General features: G+C 65.5%; 18 protein-coding genes. 8 read left to right on the forward strand and 10 right to left on the reverse strand.

Annotated features, from left to right (window positions below):
• Positions 1–125: 125 nt before the first annotated feature.
• Entirely contained in the window at positions 126–1,700 is a 1,575-nt protein-coding gene (locus NX773_RS12995; RefSeq protein WP_258856756.1) for an alkaline phosphatase D family protein, read from the reverse strand.
• A 5-nt stretch (positions 1,701–1,705) separates the two neighbouring features.
• Positions 1,706–2,140 (reverse strand): acyl-CoA thioesterase, encoded by a 435-nt coding sequence (locus NX773_RS13000; RefSeq protein ID WP_258856757.1) that lies wholly within the window; start codon positions 2,138–2,140, stop codon positions 1,706–1,708.
• Between the two features lie 62 nt (positions 2,141–2,202).
• Here NX773_RS13000 and NX773_RS13005 point away from each other — a divergent pair, with 62 nt between their 5' ends.
• Together NX773_RS13005 and kdoO are read left to right on the forward strand one after the other, a co-directional pair.
• Positions 2,203–4,044 (forward strand): ABCB family ABC transporter ATP-binding protein/permease, encoded by a 1,842-nt coding sequence (locus tag NX773_RS13005; RefSeq protein WP_258856758.1) that lies wholly within the window; start codon positions 2,203–2,205, stop codon positions 4,042–4,044.
• Between the two features lie 77 nt (positions 4,045–4,121).
• On the forward strand, positions 4,122–4,982 hold the full coding sequence (gene kdoO / locus NX773_RS13010; protein ID WP_258856759.1) for a Kdo hydroxylase KdoO: 861 nt from the start codon (positions 4,122–4,124) through the stop codon (positions 4,980–4,982).
• A 142-nt stretch (positions 4,983–5,124) separates the two neighbouring features.
• Here the strand turns inward: kdoO and NX773_RS13015 are convergent, their stop codons facing one another.
• The 3 genes from NX773_RS13015 to NX773_RS13025 all read right to left on the reverse strand — a co-directional run bounded on the left by NX773_RS13015 (position 5,125) and on the right by NX773_RS13025 (position 8,910).
• Positions 5,125–6,204, reverse strand: a complete 1,080-nt coding sequence (locus NX773_RS13015) for a type II asparaginase (RefSeq protein ID WP_258856760.1) — start codon at positions 6,202–6,204, stop codon at positions 5,125–5,127.
• 44 nt (positions 6,205–6,248) lie between these two features.
• A complete protein-coding gene (locus tag NX773_RS13020; protein WP_258856761.1) occupies positions 6,249–7,535 on the reverse strand; it encodes a metal-dependent hydrolase family protein in 1,287 nt (428 codons plus the stop codon).
• 88 nt (positions 7,536–7,623) lie between these two features.
• A complete protein-coding gene (locus NX773_RS13025) occupies positions 7,624–8,910 on the reverse strand; it encodes a dicarboxylate/amino acid:cation symporter (protein WP_258856762.1) in 1,287 nt (428 codons plus the stop codon).
• 227 nt (positions 8,911–9,137) lie between these two features.
• Here NX773_RS13025 and NX773_RS13030 point away from each other — a divergent pair, with 227 nt between their 5' ends.
• Positions 9,138–9,863 (forward strand): amino acid ABC transporter ATP-binding protein, encoded by a 726-nt coding sequence (locus tag NX773_RS13030; RefSeq protein ID WP_258856763.1) that lies wholly within the window; start codon positions 9,138–9,140, stop codon positions 9,861–9,863.
• Positions 9,864–9,916: 53 nt separating this feature from the next.
• Here NX773_RS13030 and NX773_RS13035 read toward each other — a convergent pair whose 3' ends face one another.
• Together NX773_RS13035 and NX773_RS13040 are read right to left on the reverse strand one after the other, a co-directional pair.
• Positions 9,917–10,672, reverse strand: coding sequence for a GntR family transcriptional regulator (locus NX773_RS13035; RefSeq protein WP_258856764.1), 756 nt, complete (start codon positions 10,670–10,672; stop codon positions 9,917–9,919).
• A 128-nt stretch (positions 10,673–10,800) separates the two neighbouring features.
• Positions 10,801–11,679 (reverse strand): LysR family transcriptional regulator, encoded by an 879-nt coding sequence (locus NX773_RS13040; protein WP_258856765.1) that lies wholly within the window; start codon positions 11,677–11,679, stop codon positions 10,801–10,803.
• A gap of 105 nt (positions 11,680–11,784) precedes the next feature.
• Here NX773_RS13040 and NX773_RS13045 point away from each other — a divergent pair, with 105 nt between their 5' ends.
• The 5 genes from NX773_RS13045 to NX773_RS13065 all read left to right on the forward strand — a co-directional run bounded on the left by NX773_RS13045 (position 11,785) and on the right by NX773_RS13065 (position 16,564).
• On the forward strand, positions 11,785–12,807 hold the full coding sequence (locus NX773_RS13045) for a YeiH family protein (protein ID WP_258856766.1): 1,023 nt from the start codon (positions 11,785–11,787) through the stop codon (positions 12,805–12,807).
• A gap of 99 nt (positions 12,808–12,906) precedes the next feature.
• Positions 12,907–13,188 carry a UxaA family hydrolase gene (locus NX773_RS13050; RefSeq protein ID WP_258856767.1) on the forward strand — a complete coding sequence of 94 codons (282 nt, stop codon included), beginning with the start codon at positions 12,907–12,909 and terminating at the stop codon, positions 13,186–13,188.
• Positions 13,189–13,223: 35 nt separating this feature from the next.
• A complete protein-coding gene (locus NX773_RS13055; protein ID WP_258856768.1) occupies positions 13,224–14,393 on the forward strand; it encodes a UxaA family hydrolase in 1,170 nt (389 codons plus the stop codon).
• A gap of 272 nt (positions 14,394–14,665) precedes the next feature.
• Complete coding sequence (gene dctA / locus NX773_RS13060; protein WP_258856769.1) at positions 14,666–16,015, forward strand: C4-dicarboxylate transporter DctA; 1,350 nt, start codon at positions 14,666–14,668, stop codon at positions 16,013–16,015.
• 249 nt (positions 16,016–16,264) lie between these two features.
• Positions 16,265–16,564, forward strand: a complete 300-nt coding sequence (locus tag NX773_RS13065) for a helix-hairpin-helix domain-containing protein (protein WP_258856770.1) — start codon at positions 16,265–16,267, stop codon at positions 16,562–16,564.
• Here NX773_RS13065 and NX773_RS13070 read toward each other — a convergent pair.
• From NX773_RS13070 to NX773_RS13080, 3 genes are all read right to left on the reverse strand, one after another.
• A complete protein-coding gene (locus NX773_RS13070; RefSeq protein WP_258856771.1) occupies positions 16,545–17,282 on the reverse strand; it encodes a sulfite exporter TauE/SafE family protein in 738 nt (245 codons plus the stop codon). The genes NX773_RS13065 and NX773_RS13070 overlap by 20 nt on opposite strands.
• A gap of 82 nt (positions 17,283–17,364) precedes the next feature.
• Complete coding sequence (locus NX773_RS13075; protein ID WP_258856772.1) at positions 17,365–18,369, reverse strand: Ldh family oxidoreductase; 1,005 nt, start codon at positions 18,367–18,369, stop codon at positions 17,365–17,367.
• Positions 18,342–19,313, reverse strand: coding sequence for a hydroxyacid dehydrogenase (locus tag NX773_RS13080; protein ID WP_258856773.1), 972 nt, complete (start codon positions 19,311–19,313; stop codon positions 18,342–18,344). The genes NX773_RS13075 and NX773_RS13080 overlap by 28 nt, the downstream gene beginning before the upstream one ends.
• Positions 19,314–19,323: the final 10 nt, after the last annotated feature.

Raw genomic sequence — 19,323 nt, forward strand, 5'->3', positions numbered from 1 at the left:
CGGCGAAGGCCAAGACCCATACACCGTGTGCGTCGTCGAAACTCCGAACCGCAGCGCAGCTGCATGCTCAGCATGGGTCCCGGCCTTCGCCGGGACGACGTGCCTGAGGTGGTGGCGCGGGATGTTTAGCCGATCTGTTCAAGGCCCGGCCGGCCATCGGCGACGCGGAACGTGGCGAGTGGTGCGACGCCTGACTGCACAATGCGCACATCATCCAGCCCCATGAAGCGCGCCCGCGTGGCTTGTGGCGTCACTTCCAGCATCATGTAGCCGCGCTTGTCGCTGCGCCCGTATTTGATGTGCGGGTTGCGCGTCAGGTATTCAAGCGTTTTCGCTTGCGGCCGCGAGCTCGACGTCACCGAAGTGCCGCACAGCTCGGTGGCCACCACCCGGTTCTGCGCCGATTCCGGCCTGCTGAAGTCGGTGCGCAGTTCGGTCGCGTAGAACGTGTGCACGTCGCCGCCCAGCACCAGCGGATTGGTGGCGCCGCTTTTCACCAGGCTGTCGAGTAGCCGGCGCCGCGCCAGCGGATAGCCGTCCCAGCCATCGGTCCAGAATCGTCCGTCCTCGGGCGTGACGATGGGCGCGTAGGTGGTCTGCGCCATCAGCGTCTGCTGTGCCAAGATGTTCCAGCGCGCGCGCGACGTGGCCAATCCCTGCGCGAGCCAGTCCTCCTGCTCGCCGCCCAGCATCGTTCGCGCGGGATCGCGCAGCTCGGCGCAGGCGCGCGCGTTGACGACGTTCGAGCCGCCACGGCCAGGCTTGGCGCACGCTTGCGGCGTGCGGTACTGGCGATCGTCCAGCACGTGGAAGCGCGCCAGCCGGCCCCAGTCGTAGCGCTGGTACATGCGCACGCTGGCAAAGCTGCGCGGATCGGGCAGACGCACCGGCATGTGTTCGTAAAAGGCCTGGTAGGCGGCAGCCCTGCGGTCCGGGAAGTCGGTCGCGAGCCGCTCGTCGCGCAGGCCGCCGTAATCGTTGGCCACCTCGTGATCGTCCCAGGTCACGATCCATGGCGCCGCCAGGTGCGCGGCCTGCAGGTCCGGGTCGCTCTTGTACTGCGCGTAGCGCGCCCGGTACTGCTCCAGCGTGAACGATTCGTTGACGCGCTGCGGCTTGTCCGGGTGGCGCAGCTGGAACGGACCCCATTCGTAAATATAGTCGCCTAAAAACGCCACCAGGTCCGGCGCTTCGCGCACGATGTGCCGGTGCGCGGCATAGCTGCCGTATTCCCAATGCTGGCACGAGGCGACCGCGAGCTTGAGCATTGACGGCAGCACGTCGCGCGCGGGCGCAGTGCGCGTGCGGCCGACGGGGCTGACCGCGTCGCCATACATGAAGCGGTACCAGTACCAGCGTCCCGGTTCCAGCCCGCGCGCGTCCACGTGCACGCTGTGCGCCAGCTCGGGCGCGGCCACCGCCGTGCCCCTGGCGGCGATGCGGCGGAACTGCTCGTCCTCGGCCACCTCCCAGCGCACAGTGAGCGCGACCGGCGGCATCGACGCGGCGTCCAGCGGATCGGCCAGCAGGCGCGTCCATAGGATCACCGCATTGGGCAGCGGCGAGCCGGAAGCGACACCAAGGCTGAACGGATTGACCCTGGCCGCATCTGCTGGCGCTGCTCGTCCGACCAGTGGAACGGCGAGCGCTGCCGACAGCCGGGCCGTCCCCAGCAGCAGAAGGCGCCTGCGCGCGTCCATCGCGCTTACTGCGACATCAGCGATTCGAGCGGGGGCAGCTGGCGCGGTTTGCGGTCCGGCCCGGTGGCGACGTAGGTGAGGGTGGCTTCCGTCACCTTGACCACGTGCGTCTGCAGGCGATTGCGCTCGGCGTACACTTCCACATACACGGTGATCGAGGTGTTGCCGACCTTGACGATGTCCGCGTAGAACGACAGCAGGTCGCCGACGAACACCGGATGCTTGAACAGGAACGAGTTGACTGCAATGGTGGCAACGCGGCCGTTGGCGCGCCGGGTGGCCGGCAGGGAGCCGGCGATGTCGACCTGGGCCATGATCCAGCCGCCGAACACGTCGCCATAGACATTGGCGTCCGACGGCGCCGGCATGACGCGCAGCACCGGCATCTTGCCCTCTGGTAGTGCATTAACGGGGGCTTGGGTATTTTCTGGCGTGGTCATCGTGAATTTCTCTGAAAGGCTACAATCCTCCCGAATTGAACCATAAATCCCAGACACCTGCCATGCGCCGCCATTCCGCACGTTCCGATACCCCGCCGCCGCCAGGCGGTCCGCGCAACGATTGGGCCACCCTCAAGACCCTGTTCCCCTACCTGTGGGTGTACAAGTGGCGCGTGCTGGCCGCGCTCGCCTGCCTGGTCGGCGCCAAGCTGGCCAACGTGGGCGTGCCGCTGGTGCTCAAGAGGCTGATCGATTCGCTCACCATCAGCCCGAACAACCCGCAGGCGCTGCTGGTGCTGCCGCTGGGCGCGCTGGTGGCGTATGGCGCGCTGCGCTTTGCCACCACCTTGTTCACCGAGCTGCGCGAGTTTTTGTTCGCGCGCGTCACGCAGCGCGCGGTGCGCACCATTGCGCTCAAGGTGTTCCGGCACCTGCACTCGCTGTCGCTGCGCTTTCACTTGAACCGACAGACCGGCGGCATGACCCGCGATATCGAACGCGGCACGCGCGGCGTCAGTTCGCTGGTGTCGTATTCGCTGTTCTCGATCCTGCCAACCCTGGTGGAAATCGCGCTGGTGCTCGGCTACCTGGCGCTGCACTACGACGTCTGGTTCACCGTCATCACGGCGGTGGCGCTGGTGGTGTACATCGCGTTCACGGTTACCGTCACCGAATGGCGCACGCACTTCCGGCGCACCATGAACGACCTGGACTCGAAGGCGAACACGCGTGCGATCGACTCGCTGATCAACTACGAGACGGTCAAGTACTTCAGCAACGAGGATTACGAGGCGCGGCGCTACGACCAGGGCCTGCAGAAGTACGAGAGCGCGGCCGTGCGCTCGCAGACCTCGCTGTCGCTGCTCAACAGCGGCCAGTCGCTCATCATCGCCACCGCCGTCACGCTGATCCTGTGGCGCGCCACGCAGGGCGTGATCGACGGGAAGATGACGCTGGGCGACCTGGTGCTGGTGAACTCGTTCATGATACAGCTGTACATTCCGCTCAACTTCCTGGGCGTGATCTACCGCGAGATCAAGCAGAGCCTGGCCGACATGGAGCGCCTGTTCTCGCTGCTGGAGCAGAATCGCGAGGTGGCCGACTCGCCCGGCGCACAGCCGCTGCGCACGCATGGCGCGCGGGTCGCGTTCTCGCACGTGGAGTTCAGCTACGACCCCAAGCGGCAGATTCTGTTCGATGTCGATTTCGCCATCCCGGCCGGCACGACCACCGCCGTGGTCGGGCACAGCGGCTCGGGCAAATCGACGCTGGCGCGGCTGCTGTTCCGCTTCTATGACGTGAACCAGGGCGCCATCAGCATCGACGGCCAGGACATCCGCAGCGTGACGCAGGAATCGCTGCGCGCGCACATCGGCATCGTGCCGCAGGATACGGTGCTGTTCAACGACACGATCGAATACAACATCGCGTACGGCCGCCCGGGCGCCAGCAAAGAGGACATCGTCGCGGCTGCGCGGGCCGCGTCGATCCACGAGTTCATCGAGACCCTGCCCGACGGCTACGCGACCATGGTCGGCGAACGCGGGCTCAAGCTTTCGGGTGGCGAAAAGCAGCGCGTCGCGATCGCGCGCACGCTGCTCAAGAACCCGGACATTCTGATCTTCGACGAAGCCACCTCGGCGCTCGATTCGAAGTCGGAGCAGGCGATCCAGGAACAGCTCAAGGAGATCGCGAAGAACCGCACCACCCTGGTCATCGCGCACCGGCTGTCCACCGTGGCCGATGCGCAGCAGATCATCGTGCTCGACCACGGCCGCATCGTCGAGCGCGGCACGCACCAGTCGCTTCTGGCGGAAGACGGGCTGTACAAGCAGATGTGGGAGCGCCAGCAGGCCCGCAAGGAGGAAGAGCTCGGCTCAGCGCTCGAAGTGGAAGAAGAGTAAAATCTCGTTTGATCGAGATTAACAAATGACCCGGTGGCCTGACCGCGCGGCACCGGGTCCCGGAATAATGGTCTTCCATGGAAAATCAAATTCTAGAGATAGCGGAGCGCCCGCGCGCGGGTGATCCGTCGCTGGTCACGGCGCTCGAAGCCGGCAAGGTGCTGTACTTCCCCAACCTGGCCTTTGAGCCCACCGCGGACGAGCTCAAGCTGTTCACCCCGGCCATTCGCGACCCCAAGAGCCGCAACATCAGCCAGGACGCTACTGGCCGGCTGAAGGGAGCCGCCGGCGACGAGGCCACGCAGCAGAAGCTGGCGGCAATGATGCAGCGCTTTCGCGAGCAGGCCGAGGGCCTGTTGGCCACGATGGCGCCGCGCTACATGGAGCACGTGCGGCGCGGACCGGTGAGCTTTCGCCCGTCGGTGGTGGAAACGCGCGAACAGTCGTGGCGCGCGGACGACCGCAGGCTGCACGTGGACGCGTTCCCGTCGCGGCCCAACCGTGGCGAGCGGCTGCTGCGCGTGTTCGCCAACGTGAACCCAGAGGGTGTGCCGCGCGTGTGGCGCGTGGGCGAGCCGTTCGAGGTGGTGGCGCAGCGCTTTCTGCCGCGTGTGAAGCCTTACTCGGCGTGGCAGGCCAGGGCGCTCAAGGCGCTGAGGGTGACCAAGTCGCTGCGCAGCGAGTACGACCACCTGATGCTGCAGCTGCATGACGCGATGAAGTCGGACATGGAGTACCAGAAGAACGGGCCGCAGCTGACCATGCCGTTCCCGGCCGGGTGCACCTGGGTGTGCTTCTCGGACCAGACCCCGCATGCGGCGATGTCGGGGCAGTACATGATGGAGCTGACGGCGCAGCTGCCGCCGTCGGAGCAGTACGATCCGGATGCGAGCCCACTGGCCATCCTCACGCGCATGATGGGCCACGCGCTCGTCTGAATCACGCCAGCTCGAAAACGTCGTCCCCGCGCAGGCGGGGACCCATGCCGAGTTTGCTTGAGAGCCGACGACAACTCTGCCGCAAACTGTCCATGGGTCCCCGCCTGCGCGGGGACGACGGTCTTGGAGCTAACTGAACTGATTAGTAGGTGTAGAACATCCGCTGGATCTCTTTGGTGTCGTGCGTCTTCGTCAGCGCCAGCATCAGCAGGATGCGCGCCTTCTGCGGATTGAGCGTGTCGGACACCACGAAATCGAGCTCGTCGTCGTTCGCCTCGCCGTTGCGCGCCACGATGCCCTGGCCCACGCGGCTCGAGCGCACGATGATCACGCCTTTCTTGCGCGCCGCCACCAGTGCCGGCTTGGTGCGTGCCGGCAGGCTGCCGTCGCCGGTGCCGGCGTGGACGATGCCCACGTCACCCTGCGCCACGAACGCATCCACCGCCGTCGTGCCCACGTTCGCATACGAATACGCCACGTCCACCGCCGGCAGCGCGCTCAGGCTGCCAACGTCGAACTCGGTATCGACCGTATGCTTGCGGGTCGAGGCGCGGTAGAAGTGCGCCTTGCCGCCCACGATGTAGCCCAGCATGCCCAGCTCGGTCGCCTTGAAGGTGTCCGCAGTCACGGTATTGGTCTTGGTGACGTCACGCGCGCCGTTGATCTGGTCGTTCAGCGCGACCAGCACGCCTTTGCCGATCGCGTCAGGGCTGCCGGCCAGCACCACCGCGTTGTACAGGTTGATTGGGCCGTCGGCCGAGATCGCGGTGGACGGGCGCATCGAGCCCACCAGCACCACCGGCTTCTTGCTCTTGACGACCAGGTTCAGGAAGTACGCGGTCTCTTCCAGCGTGTCGGTGCCGTGGGTGATGACGATGCCGTCCACGTTCGGCTGCGCCAGCAGGGCGTTGACGCGCTTGGCCAAGGTGAGCCAGTGCTCGTTGGTCATGCTCTCGCTGGCGATCTGGAACACCTGCTCGCCGCTCACGTTGGCCACCTTCGACAGCTCGGGCACCGCCTTGATCAGCGCCTCGACGCCGACCTTGGCGGCGGTGTAGCCAACCGTGGTGGTGCTGGTGGCGCCGGTGCCTGCGATGGTGCCGCCGGTCGCGAGGATCATCACGTTCGGCAGCTTGGCGTTCTGCGCCTGCGCGTTCAACGACAGCAGGGCCAGGCACGCGAACAGCACCCACAGGAAGCGGGCGGTTTTTTGGTACAGCATGGGTTTCTCCTTATTTCAGCGGCCGGCCTTGTGGGCCGACCTGGTTACGGCTTCTTGTAGACGACGCCTTCCTTCATCACGAACTTCACGTGCTGCAGCTGCGCGATGTCGCGCAGCGGGTCGCCCGAGACGGCCACGATATCGGCGGCGTAGCCCGGTTCGACCGTGCCCAGGCGGCCGGACTGGTTCAGCAGCGCGGCGGCGTTGACGGTGCCCGCACGGATCGCGTCGATCGGCGTGAGACCCGCTTCCACCAGGTAGGCAAACTCCTTTGCGTTTTCGCCGTGCGGGAACACGCCCGCATCGGTGCCGAACGCAATCTTGACGCCGGCCTTGTAGGCGCGGCCTGCCGTGGCCTGGATCAGCGGGCCGATCGCGGCCGCCTTCGGCTGCACCAGCGGCGAGTAGTAGCCGGGCAGCTTGGCCTTGTCCGCCACGTAGCGGCCGGCCGAGATGGTGGGCACGTACCACGCGCCGGTCTTCTTGAACAGTTCGATGGCCTCGTCGTCGATGTAGGTGCCGTGCTCGATCGAGGTCACGCCGGCGCGCAGCGCGCGCTTGATGCCTTCGGCGCCGTGCGCGTGCGCGGCCACACGAAAGCCGTAATCCTTGGCCGTTGCAACCACGGCGCGCAGCTCGTCTTCGGTGAACTGGGCGTTTTCGCCGCTGGTCTCTTCCGAGAGAACGCCGCCGGTCGCCGTGACCTTGATCAGGTCCGCCCCTTCCTTGTAGCGCGCGCGCACGGACTGGCGCGCTTCGTCCGGGCCCGAGATCACGCCGTCGGCCGGGCCGGGCTGGCCCAGCGCACGCGACAGCCGGTGCGAGTAGTCGTTGGTCGGGTCGCCGTGGCCGCCCAGTGTCGAGATGATGGTCCCGGCGGTGAACATGCGGGGGCCGGGCACGTCGCCTTCGGCAATCGCGCGCTTGAGCGAGACGTTCAGGCCATCCTCGCCGCCCACGTCGCGCACGGTGGTAAAGCCGGCCAGCAGCGTGCGCTCGGCGTACTTGACCGAGCGATAGGCGGAGTCGGCCGGGTTGGCGCTGATCTCGTCGTGCAGGGCCGCCACGCGCGGGCGCGTTTCGTGCGACAGGTGCACGTGCGCGTCGATGAAGCCGGGCAGGCAGGAGTAGCCGGACAAATCGACGTGGCCGGCGCCACCGGCCATCGGGCCCACCGACTTGACGCTGCCGTTCTCGATCACGATCGACACCTTCTCGCGCCACGTCCCGCTCTTCACGTCGAGCAGGCGCCCGCAGTCCACGACCGTCTGCGGCGCGGCTTGCGCGCTTCCCATGGCAAGCAGCACGCTTGCGAGGTACAGCTTCTTCATGCGAATCTCCTTTTATCGTTTTTGTAATAGCGAAAAAAAGGCCTCCCATCGCTGGAAGGCCTTCGTGTACTTCAGTGACAGCCGCCCTTTAGCGCAGCGGGGCCGTAGCGATGTCCTTGTTGGCGGCCACGCCGTCGGTCAGCTCGCCTTCCCACTTGGCGACCACCGCGGTGGCGATGCCGTTGCCGATCACGTTGGTGGCCGAACGCGCCATGTCGAGGAAGTGGTCGATGCCGAGCAGGAGCACCAGGCCGGCTTCGGGGATGTGGAACTGGCCCAGCGTCGCGGCGATCACCACCAGCGATGCGCGCGGCACGCCGGCCATGCCTTTCGAGGTCAACATCAGCACCAGCATCATCACCAGCTGGTCGCCGAACGGAATGTGGATCCCATAGGCCTGGGCGATGAACACGGTCGCAAAGGTGCAGTACATCATCGAGCCGTCGAGGTTGAACGAGTAACCGATCGGCAGCACGAACGCGGCCAGGCGGTTCTTCACGCCCCAGCGCTCCAGGCCCTCCAGGGTTTTCGGGAACGCCGCTTCCGACGACGCGCACGAGAACGCGATCAGGGTCGGCTCGCGCAGCTCGGCCAGCAGCTTGAGGATGCGCGGGCCGACGAACAGGATGCCGGCCAGCGTCAGCAGCACCCACAGCAGCCCAATGCCGAGGTAGAACTCGCCCATGAATACGCCGTAGGTCGACAGCACCTTGACGCCGCTCTTGGCGATCACGCCGGCCACCGCCGCAAACACGGCCACCGGCGCGAAGTTCATCACGTAGCCCGTCACCTTGAGCATCACGTGGGCCACGCCGTCGACCGCTTCGATCAGCGCATTGGCGCGCGCGCCCACCGCGGCGGCGCCGGTGCCGAAGAAGATCGAGAAGATCACGATCTGCAGGATCTCGTTCTTGGCCATGCCGTCCACGATCGAGGCGGGCACCAGGTGGGTGACGAATTCCTTGAGCGTGAGGCCGGACGCCGAAATGCCCGACGAGGCGGTTGTCGCCGGGAGCACGTCGGCGGCCTGCTGCGCGGCCAGATGCAGCGCGTCGCCCGGGCGGAAGATGTTCACCAGGATCAGGCCCAGCGTGAGCGAGATGATCGAGGCGATGATGAACCAGCCCAGCGCCTTCACGCCGATGCGGCCGACCTCCTTGGCGTCGCCCATTTTGGCGATGCCGACCACCAGCGTGGAGAACACCAGCGGCGCGATGATCATCTTGATCAGGCGGAGGAACAGGGTGGTCACCAGCGACATCGTGTCGGCAAAGCCGTTCGGGTTTGCGACAGTGGTATTGACGACGTAGCCGACGGCGATACCGAGGACGAGGCCGACGAGGATGTAGGTGGTCAGGCGGTTTCGATTATTCATATGCTGCTTCCTGTAAGAGCCGGCCGATGGTGTCTCCACTGCCGGGTTTTCGTCCTGCACCGCTCGTTTATCGTGCAAAATAGCAGTGTTTTTATCAGCGAGTTGCCAGTTTTAGTTCTGATTGTATTGGCAAGTTCCGCAGTATCCTTGGCGCAGATGGTGCTGTCAAGCATGCCCCGAGGGTGTGCGACAACAGTGCGCGTGCGCTTTCCCGTAGATGGAAAAACATGATCGAAATTGACGGTGTGAGCAAGTGGTTCGGCGCTTTTCAGGTGCTCAGCGAGTGCAGCACCCGCGTCGAGCGCGGCGACGTGGTGGTGGTGTGCGGTCCGTCCGGCTCCGGCAAGTCCACGCTCATCAAGACCGTCAACGGGCTCGAGCCGTTCCAGCAGGGTTCGGTGCGGGTGGACGGCATTGCGGTCGGCGACCCGAAGACCGACCTGCCCAGGCTGCGCGCCAAGATCGGCATGGTGTTCCAGAACTTCGAGCTGTTCCCGCACCTGTCGGTGCGCGAGAACCTGACGCTGGCCCAGGTGAAGGTGCTGGGCCGGAGCATGGATGAAGCGACCGCCAGCGGACTCAAATACCTTGACCGCGTGGGCTTGCTCAAGCATCAGGACAAATACCCGAGCCAGCTCTCCGGCGGCCAGCAGCAGCGCGTGGCGATCGCGCGCGCGCTGGCGATGGATCCGATCGCCATGCTGTTCGACGAGCCGACATCGGCGCTTGACCCGGAAATGATCAACGAGGTGCTCGATGTGATGGTGGGCCTGGCGCAGGAAGGCATGACCATGATGGTGGTGACGCACGAGATGGGCTTTGCGCGCAAGGTCGCAGACCGGATCGTGTTCATGGACCACGGGCGCATCGTGGAAGACACGCCCAAGGAAGAATTCTTCAGCGCCCCGCGGTCGGAACGCGCGCGGGACTTCCTGGCGCGGATCATTCACTAACAGATACCCGTCGTTCCGGCGAACGCCGGGACGACGGTGCACAGGTTGTCGGGTTATTCGCTGGCTTGCCCGCGCTCGCCGGCGAAGTATTCGTGATCGGTGGTCAGCACCCACGAGTGCCGCAGCTCGACCACCTCGTCGCGGAACGAGAGCGCGCGGCGCACGATGTGCAGGAGCGGCGTGCCCTGGTCGAGCGACAGCAGGTTGGCCACCTCGGCGTTGGCGCCTTCCGCGTCGAGCCGCTCCTCGGTGCGCAGCACGGCCACGCCAAAGCTGTCCTGGTAGAGCTGGTACAAGGTGGTGCGGCGCTCGCGCAGCTGAAATTCGGTCAGGCCCGGGAAGAAGCGCTCGGGCAGCACGATCTGGTCCACGATCACCGGCCGTCCCGAAAGGCTCAGGCGGTTCACGATGCGCAGCACTTTGGAGCCCTTGCCGATGCCGAGCCGGCGCGCGCTGTCCGCGTCCGCCTTTTCCCGGGACAGGCTGATGAACTCGACCTTCGGATATTCCTTCTGTCCGGTCTTGGGGCAGATGTGGAAGAATCCGAACATGTAGCGGTCCTGGCTGTGCGAGGCGACGAAGGTGCCGCGCCCCTGGTGCCGGATCAGGATGTTCTCGGCGGTGAGTTCGTCCACCGCCTTGCGCAAGGTGCCCACCGAGACGCCGTAGCGCTCGCACAGGCGTTTTTCGGCCGGGATCATGTCGCCGGCCTTCCATTCGCCGTCGCGCAGGGACTCCATCAGCTTGTGCTTGACTTCGCGGTACAAGGGCAGGCCCAGGGCGACGTCCGAACGAAAAAGTTGTTGCATGAGATGTTTGCCGGCAGGTAGATAAGGTCAGTTGACCGCATCATAGCAAATACAAGCCCGTTCGGGGGTTAATTCATGCAGATCACCTAGTTGAATTTGCGCGCACTGTGGGCCGGCGCACACAAGCGCTACGCCTGGCAGAACGCCAGCAGGCTCTGGACGGCTTCGGTCCGGTACTTCTGCCTGTGCAGCAGGATGTGGAACGAGCGCGTGAGCGTGAGGAAGGGCGTGTCGAGCATGACCAGGTTGCCGCGCTCGATCGCCCCCTGCAGCGCGAGCTTGGGCAGGCAGGAGATACCGATCCCGGCCTCCACCGCGCGCTTGATCGCTTCGCTGCCGCCCAGGTCCATGGCCAGCTTGATGTCGCCGAGCTGGCTGGTCAAGAGCTGTTCGACCACCTCGCGCGTGCCCGAGCCGCGCTCGCGCAGGATCCACCCGGCTTCGCGCAGCGCCTCGGGCGTGGCGGCGCCGGGCCGGGCGAGCGGGCTGTCCGGGCGCGCGCAGATCGCCAGCTCGTCGGCGCGCCAGAAGATGGCCTCGATGTCGGCATCCATGCACGGCCCTTCGACGAAGCCGACGTCCACCTCGAACGCGAGCACCTTCTGCATCACGTGCCGCGTGTTGCCCACGTCGAGCTCGATCCGGCTGCCAGGGCGCTGTTCGCGAAAGCGCCCGATCAGCTGCGGCAGCAGGTAGTTGCCGATGGTGGAGCTGGCGGCCAGCCGCAGGTCCACCGCGCGGCCGTCCTTGCGGAACAACTGCTCCATCTCGTGCGCACGTTCGATCATCTCCACCGCCTGCGCGTAGAGCGCGCGGCCGTCGTCGTTGAGCGAAAGGCGCTTGCCGACACGGTCGAACAGGCGGGTGCCGAGCTGGCTTTCGAAATCGGCCAGCGCCATGCTTGCCGCCGATTGCGTCATGCCGATCGCGGCCGCGGCCTGGGTCACGCTGCCCTTTTGCGCGGTGGCGACGAACACTTCGATCTGCCTGAGAGTGGTGCGCAGCATCCTCTATATCACTTATGCTGATTAATCATATCAATATTACTCGTTTTTATAATAAAAGGCAGCGGCGTACTGTTGGTGCTCGGTTTCATCACGGAGAGCACAACAATGACAACTTCGCCCATTCGTCCCGCCCCGTTCGCCCTCGGGCTGGCGCTGGCTGGCGCCATTGCCGCCGCCAGCATCTGGGGCGCCGCTCTGGCGGCCGTGCAGCATCTTGGCATTTCGGCACTCACGCTGGCGATCGTGATCGGCATTGCACTGGGCAACACGGTGTTCCCGCGCGTGGCGCCGTTCAGCGCGGACGGCGTGGAGTTCGCCAAGGCCAAACTGCTGCGCCTGGGGATCATCCTGTACGGCTTTCGCATCACCTTCCAGGAGATCGGGCACATCGGCTGGGCCGGCATCCTGATCGACTTGTTGATCATCGCTACCACCTTCACGCTGGCGGTGCAGCTGGGCACCCGCGTGTTCGGGCTGGACAAGCAGACCGCCATGCTGATCGGCGCCGGCAGCTCGATCTGCGGCGCGGCAGCCGTGATGGCGACCGAGCCGGTGGTGCGCGGCCAGGCGCACAAGGTGTCGGTGGCGGTGGCCACGGTGGTTATCTTCGGCACGCTGGGCATGTTCGTGTATCCGCTGCTGTACCCGTACCTGGGCCTGTCCGAGACTGCGTACGGCCTGTATGCCGGTTCCACCATCCACGAGGTGGCGCAGGTCGTGGTAGCAGGGCGCTCGGTGAGCGAGCAGGCGGCCTCGTTCGCCGTGATCGAAAAAATGCTGCGGGTGATGATGCTGGCCCCGTTCCTGGTCATCCTGAGCAGCCGCATCGGCAACGAAGGCGGCACCGGCGCGGCCAAGCGCAAGATCACGGTTCCCTGGTTTGCGGTGCTGTTCATCGTGGCCGCCGGCGTGAACTCGCTGCACCTGCTGCCGGCCGGGCTGGTGGCCGCCATCCTGCAGGTCGATACCGTGCTGCTGGCGATGGCGATGGCCGCGCTGGGCCTGCGTACCCATGTGGGCGCGGTGCAGCAAGCGGGCGCCAAGCCAATCCTGTTGGCAAGTATCCTGTTCCTGTTCCTGATGACCGGCGGGTATGTGATCAATCGCTTCATTACCGCCTTTGTTTAAGCACGAAATCATATAGATGATATGGTTGACAGTCTGCGAAACGCTGCGCTAGGATGGTCTTGAGCCAGTCGTGTTGGACCTGAAAACGAGGAGACAAAAATGATTCACTTTGTGGTGCACGAAGATGGGGATTCCGTGGGGACCGTGGTGGTCGAGGGCGTCACTGCCGGCTCGCCGCTGAACGGCTGGGTGATGGAGCCGGACCACGTGATCGAGATGCGAACCGTGAGCGATATCCCGATCGGTCACAAGATCGCGCTCAAGGACCTGCAGCCGGGCGACACCGTCATCAAGTACGGCGTGGACATTGGCAAGGTGGTCGCGCCGATCAAGGCCGGCGAACACCTGCACGTTCATAACGTCAAGACCAAGCGCTGGTAAGCCGCCGGTCCCACAAAAGCATCAAGGAGACAGACATGATCAACAAGGACACCACCTTCCTCGGCTATCGCCGCGAAAACGGCCGCGTTGGCGTGCGCAACCACGTCATCATCCTGCCGGTGGACGACATCTCGAACGCCGCCGCCGAGGCAGTGGCCAACAACATCAAGGGCACGATGGCGCTGCCGCACCCGTACGGCCGCCTGCAATTCGGCGCCGACCTGGAGCTGCACTTCCGCACCCTGATCGGCACCGGCGCCAACCCGAACGTGGCCGCCGTGGTCGTGATCGGCATCGAGCCGCAATGGACCAAGCTGATCGTCGATGGCATCGCCGCCACCGGCAAGCCGGTGCAGGGCTTCGCCATCGAACACCACGGCGACCACGACACCATCATGCGCGCCTCCAAGGCCGCGCGCGAGCTGGTGCAGTTCGCCTCCGAAAAGCAGCGCGAAGTATGCAATATCAGCGAGCTGTGGGTCTCGACCAAGTGCGGCGAATCGGACACCACCTCCGGCTGCGGCGCCAACCCGACCGTGGGCAATGCGTTCGACAAGCTGTATGAGCTGGGCGCGACCCTGGTCTTCGGTGAAACGACCGAACTGACCGGCGGCGAGCACCTGGTGGCCGAGCGCTGCGCCACCCCGGAGGTCAGGGAGAAGTTCATGGCCTTCTTCAACCGCTACCAGGAAGTCGTCAACCGCCACAAGACGAGCGACTTGTCGGACTCGCAGCCGACCAAGGGCAACATCGCCGGGGGCCTGACGACCATCGAGGAGAAGGCCCTCGGCAACATCCAGAAAATCGGCAAGAAGTGCCGCGTGGACGGCGTGCTGGACAAGGCCGAGACGCCCACCGGCTCCGGCCTGTGGTTCATGGACTCGTCGTCCGCCGCGGCCGAGATGGTCACGCTGTGCGCCGCTTCCGGCTACGTGGTGCACTTCTTCCCGACCGGCCAGGGCAACGTGATCGGCAACCCGATCGTCCCGGTGATCAAGATCTGCGCCAACCCGAAGACGGTGCGCACCATGGCCGAGCATATCGACGTGGATACGTCCGGTTTGTTGCAGCGCGAGCTGAACATGGATGGCGCGGGTGATAAGCTGCTCGAGTGCATGCTGCGTACCGCCAACGGCCGCCTGACCGCCGCCGAGGCGCTGGGGCATCGCGAGTTTGTGCTGACCCGGCTGTACGAGTCGGCATAATCCGTTAGCCGTATCACCGTCGTTCCCGCGGAGGCGGGAACCCATAGACCGCACGCTGGCCGCACGGACAAATGCAGTCTGAATGCTAGCTCAGCATGGGTCCCCGCCTGCGCGGGGACGACGGAACAGAAAGTAGAGGTGGAATAGGAAGTAGTGGCCGGCCGTCCTTTCACGGCCAAAGCAAAGCGTCCCCGTGTCCGGCAAAGATCGGATCTCCTGAAGATGGCATATAGCCGCACGGGACAAATTACATGAAGCGGTAGGAGGAGTAGATGAGGAGCACGCTGTTTCGCAGTCTGTATTTCCAAGTGGTTGTGGCGCTGGTAGCCGGCGTCGCGGTCGGGCATTTTTATCCCGCCATTGCAACCGATCTCAAACCCCTTGGTGACGTGTTCATCAACGGCATCAAGATGGTGATCACTCCGGTCATCTTCTGCACCATCGTTTCCGGCATCGCCGGGATGGAAAACCTCAAGAAGGTCGGCCGCGTCGGTGGTAAAGCGGTGCTCTATTTCGAACTGGTGACCACGCTGGCGCTGGTCATCGGCATGGTGGTCGCCAACATCGTGCAACCTGGCGCCGGCATCAACGCGGACATCGCCTCGCTCGACAAGGGCGCGGTGGCGGCCATCGCCGACAAGGCGCACCCGCAAACGACCCTGCAGTTCATCACCTCGATCGTCCCCAGCTCGGTGGTCGATTCCTTCGCCAAGGGCAACCTGCTGCAGGTGCTGCTGTTCTCGGCGCTGTTTGGCGTGAGCCTGTCGGTCATGGGTGAGCGTGGCCGCAAGGCGCGCGAGATCGTCGATGAATTCGGCAAGGCGCTGCTGGGCGTGGTGGGCCTGGTGATGAAGTTGGCTCCCATCGGCGCATTCGGCGCAATGGCCTTCACCGTCGGAAAATTCGGCATCGGCACGCTGCAGCAGCTGGCCACGCTGATCGGCGCGTATTACCTGACCACGCTGCTGTTCGTGTTCGTGGTGCTGGGCACGATCGCCAAGGTGGCTGGCGTGTCGCTGTGGAAGCTGATCAAGTACCTCAAGGAAGAGATGTTCATCGTGCTGGGCACGGCGAGCACCGAGTCCGTGCTGCCGCAGCTGATGCAAAAGCTCGAAGCCATGGGCGTCAAGCGCACCGTGGTGGGCATGGTGGTCCCGACCGGCTACTCGTTCAACCTGGACGGCGCCGCGATCTACCTGACCATGACCTCGCTCTTCATCGCCCAGGCGCTGAATATCGACCTGTCGCTGTGGCAACAGCTGGGCCTGCTGGCGATCCTGCTGCTGACCTCCAAGGGCGGCGCCGGCGTGGCCGGTGCAGCACTGGTGGCACTGGCCGCCACGCTCGGCTCGACCCACATCCTGCCGGTGGCCGGCATCGCCCTGGTGATCGGCGTGGACCGCCTGATGAACGAGATCCGTGCGCTGACCAACCTGGTCGGCAACGCGGTGGCCGCGATCGTGGTGGCGCGCTGGGAAGGCGAGCTCGATCTGCAGCGCGCCCGTGCGGTGCTCAATGGCGACATCGTGCCGGTGCTGGACGTGGACGTCGAGCCGCAGGTGGACCAGGAGCTGCAGCCGCGCCCGGTGGCTGTGCCGGTCACCAAGCCGGCCCTGGCCTGATACCGGCGCGCAGTCGTACACATAAACTCCCGGTGCAGCGTTCGGCCAGTTCGGCGGACGCGCACCGGGAGTTTTTTTGCGCAGCGTTGCCGCATAAGCCGTCGTCCCCGCGCAGGCGGGGACCCATGGACCGCATGCGTGCACGCTCAGCATGGGTTCCCGCCTGCGCGGGAACGACGGAATCGCAGGTTGAGGTAAGCTGTATCCACTTCGCGCCGCGTTAGCGCCCACCGAACTTGAGGGTATGAGATGAATCCGTCCAAAGTGATGCGGGAACGTGTCCGGGTCCTGACGGACCTGCCGAACATCGGTGCGGCTGGCGCAAAGGATCTTCAACTGATCGGCATCCGCGAACCGACCCAGCTCATTGGCAAGTCGCCGTTCGATCTGTATCAGGAGCTATGCTTGAAGACCGGCGTGCGCCATGACCCGTGCGTGCTCGACGTTTTCATGTCGATCACAAGCTTCATGGCCGGGGACGAGCCGCGGCCGTGGTGGTACTTCACGCCTGAACGAAAGCGGATGCTGCTTACCAGTTCCGCAAAATGAGGCTGGTGCCGCCGAGGATCAGGATGGCCCAGATGACTTGCACCACCCGATGCGCTGGCAGTTTGCTGTGCAGGCGGTTGCCGAGGAAGAGCCCGAGCAGCGAGCATGGCAGCAGGATTGCGGCGAGCCACAGCAGCGATTCCTGCTTGTAGAAGCCGGCGGTGGAGAACAGTACCAGCCGCGAAAAGCCGGTCACGAAGATCAGCGCGCTGATGGTGGCGCGCAGCACCGCCTTGTCGTCCAGCCGGCGCGCGAGGTAAATCGTATAAATCGGGCCGCCGGTGCCAAACAGGGCGGTGAACACGCCGCCCACCATGCCGAGCGGGGCGGACCAGCGGGCGCTCAATGGCGTCGGCTCTTTCTTGAGCAGCAGGCTCCAGGCGGAATAGGCCAGGATGAAGGCGCCGAGCAGGAGCAGCAGCAGCCGTTCCTGCACCTTGACCAGCGCGATCACGCCGATCGCCATCCCGGCCAGCATGAACGGGATCAGGCGCAGCAGCTCCTTGCGGTCCACCACCTTGCGGTTGCGCATGCCCAGCAGCAGGCCGGAGGTGAGGTCGAAGATGAGCATCAGCGGCACGGCCATCTTCAGCGGGATCACCTGCACCAGCATCGGCATGGCCGTGATCGAGGAACCAAAGCCGGTCAGGCCAAATACCGTGTAGGCCAACATGACGATTAGTGCGAGCAGCACGACCGTCTCGATCCCGAATGCCATTTGTGACTGACTCCTGCTTTCTGCTTGACCTCGGCGCATGCCGTTCTTGAACGCATGGGCGGCACAGCCGCCCACCCTACAACTACGGCCTGGCCAGCGCCTGCAGCTGATCGATCAGGGCTTGCGGCACCTCGATGCCTTCGGCCTGGGCCTTCTGCGCCAGCGCTTCGCGGCGCTGGCCCGGCAGGCGCACGTCGGGATCGACCAGCATGGCCGAGACCAGCGTTTCGAGGCGCTCGTTGAACACGTCGGTTCCCGCGAGCGCAGCCGGGTCGATGATCATGAACACCTGGCCGATGCGCGGGCGGTTGCCTTCCTCGTTGAAGAACGAATCGGCTTCGAAACCGAACGATGCGCCCGTCAACGCGCAGCATAATAACTCAACCACCAGCGCGAGCATCGCACCTTTCACGCCGCCGGCCGGCATCATCATGCCTTCCAGCCCGGCTTTCGGGTCGGTGGTGGGCTTGCCGTCCTTGTCCAGTGCCCAGCCGAGCGGGATCGACTCGCCCTTTTTCGCGGCAACCATCAGCTTGCCGCGCGCGACCTCGGACAGCGACAGGTCGATCACCAGCGGCGGCGCGTCCTTGCGCGGAAAGACGGCGGCGATCGGGTTGGTGCCGAACAGCGCTCGCTTGCCGCCCCATGCCGGCATGCCGGCCGGCGAGTTGGAAAACGCAAGCCCGACCATGCCAGCCTGCGCGACGGCCTCCAGGTGATGAGCCGCCGTGCCGAAGTGGTGGCTGCGGGTGACCCCGGCGAAGGCCGCGCCGCATTCGCGGGCAGAGCGGATCGCTTCATGCACGGCAAGCGCGCAGGCGGGGAAGGCCAGGCCTTCCTCGGCATCCACCAGCAGCGCGGCCGGACGGCTCTGCTGCACGCGTGGTTTCGCGTCGCCGTTGACGCGACCGGCCCGCAGGTGGCCGGCGTATTGCGGGATGCGCGACAGGCCATGCGAGGCCAGCCCCTGCGCCTCGGCGGCGACCAGGGCGGCGGCGGTGGCCGTGGCCATTTCGCCGCTGGCGCCTGCGCGCCGCAGCGCGTCGGCCGCCAGTTGGGTTAAGTCTGTAATGCTAAGTGTTGGCATGACTGCTCCGTGGTTGTGGCGCCGAGCAGGTGCTCGGCAACCCGCTCGGCAATCATTGCGCTCACGCGCTCGTTCGATTCTTTGGTGACGCCGCCGATATGTGGGGTCAGGATCAGGTTGGGCACGCCGGCCAGTACCGAGCCCGCCGGGAGCGGCTCGTCCTCGAACACGTCGAGCGCGGCGCCGGCCAGCCGGCCGCCTTGCAGCGCCTGTGCCAGCGCGGCTTCGTCCACGATGCCGCCGCGCGCCGTGTTGATGAGCACCGCGCCCGGCTTCATGCGGCCGATGCGCTCGGCGTTCATGAGGCCGCGCGTGGCATCGGTGAGCGGCACATGCAGGGAGACCACGTCGGCTTCGGCGACCAGCTGGTCGAGGCTGGCGCAGCGCGCCCCCGTCGCGGTCCACACCGGCGAACCGGCATCGAGCATCGGGTCGTAGGCGACCACCTGCATGCCGAGCGCTTTCGCCAATTGCGCGGTCAGGCGGCCGATGCCCCCAAAACCGACCAGGCCGAGCGTTTTGCCTGCGCTCTCGCGTCCTTCGGACAGCTGCGCCCGCGGCCAATCGCCGGCCGCCACCGAGGCGGAGGACAGGTAGGACCCGCGCAGCAGCACCATCGCGCTGGCGATCACGTATTCGGCCACCGCCAGCGCGTTGGCGCCGGTGGCCGGGATCACGCCGATGCCGCGCGCCTCGCAGGCTGGCACGTCGATGTTGTCCAGCCCTACGCCGAGGCGCCCGACCACGCGCAGCTGCGGCGCGCAAGCCAGCAGCTCGGGCCTGACCTGCGTGCGGTTGCGCACCACCAGCCCTTGCGCGTCGCCCAGCTGGCGCAGCAGTTCCTCGCGCTTGTCCACCAGCTTGGGGTCGTACACCACGTCAAAGCGCTGGCGTAGCTCGTCCACGGACTGCTCGTCCATGAATTCGGAGATGACGATCTTCATGTGTGCCTCC

Origin of the sequence: Massilia solisilvae (genome assembly GCF_024753215.1) — a bacterium.
Lineage (GTDB): Bacteria > Pseudomonadota > Gammaproteobacteria > Burkholderiales > Burkholderiaceae_D > Telluria > Telluria solisilvae.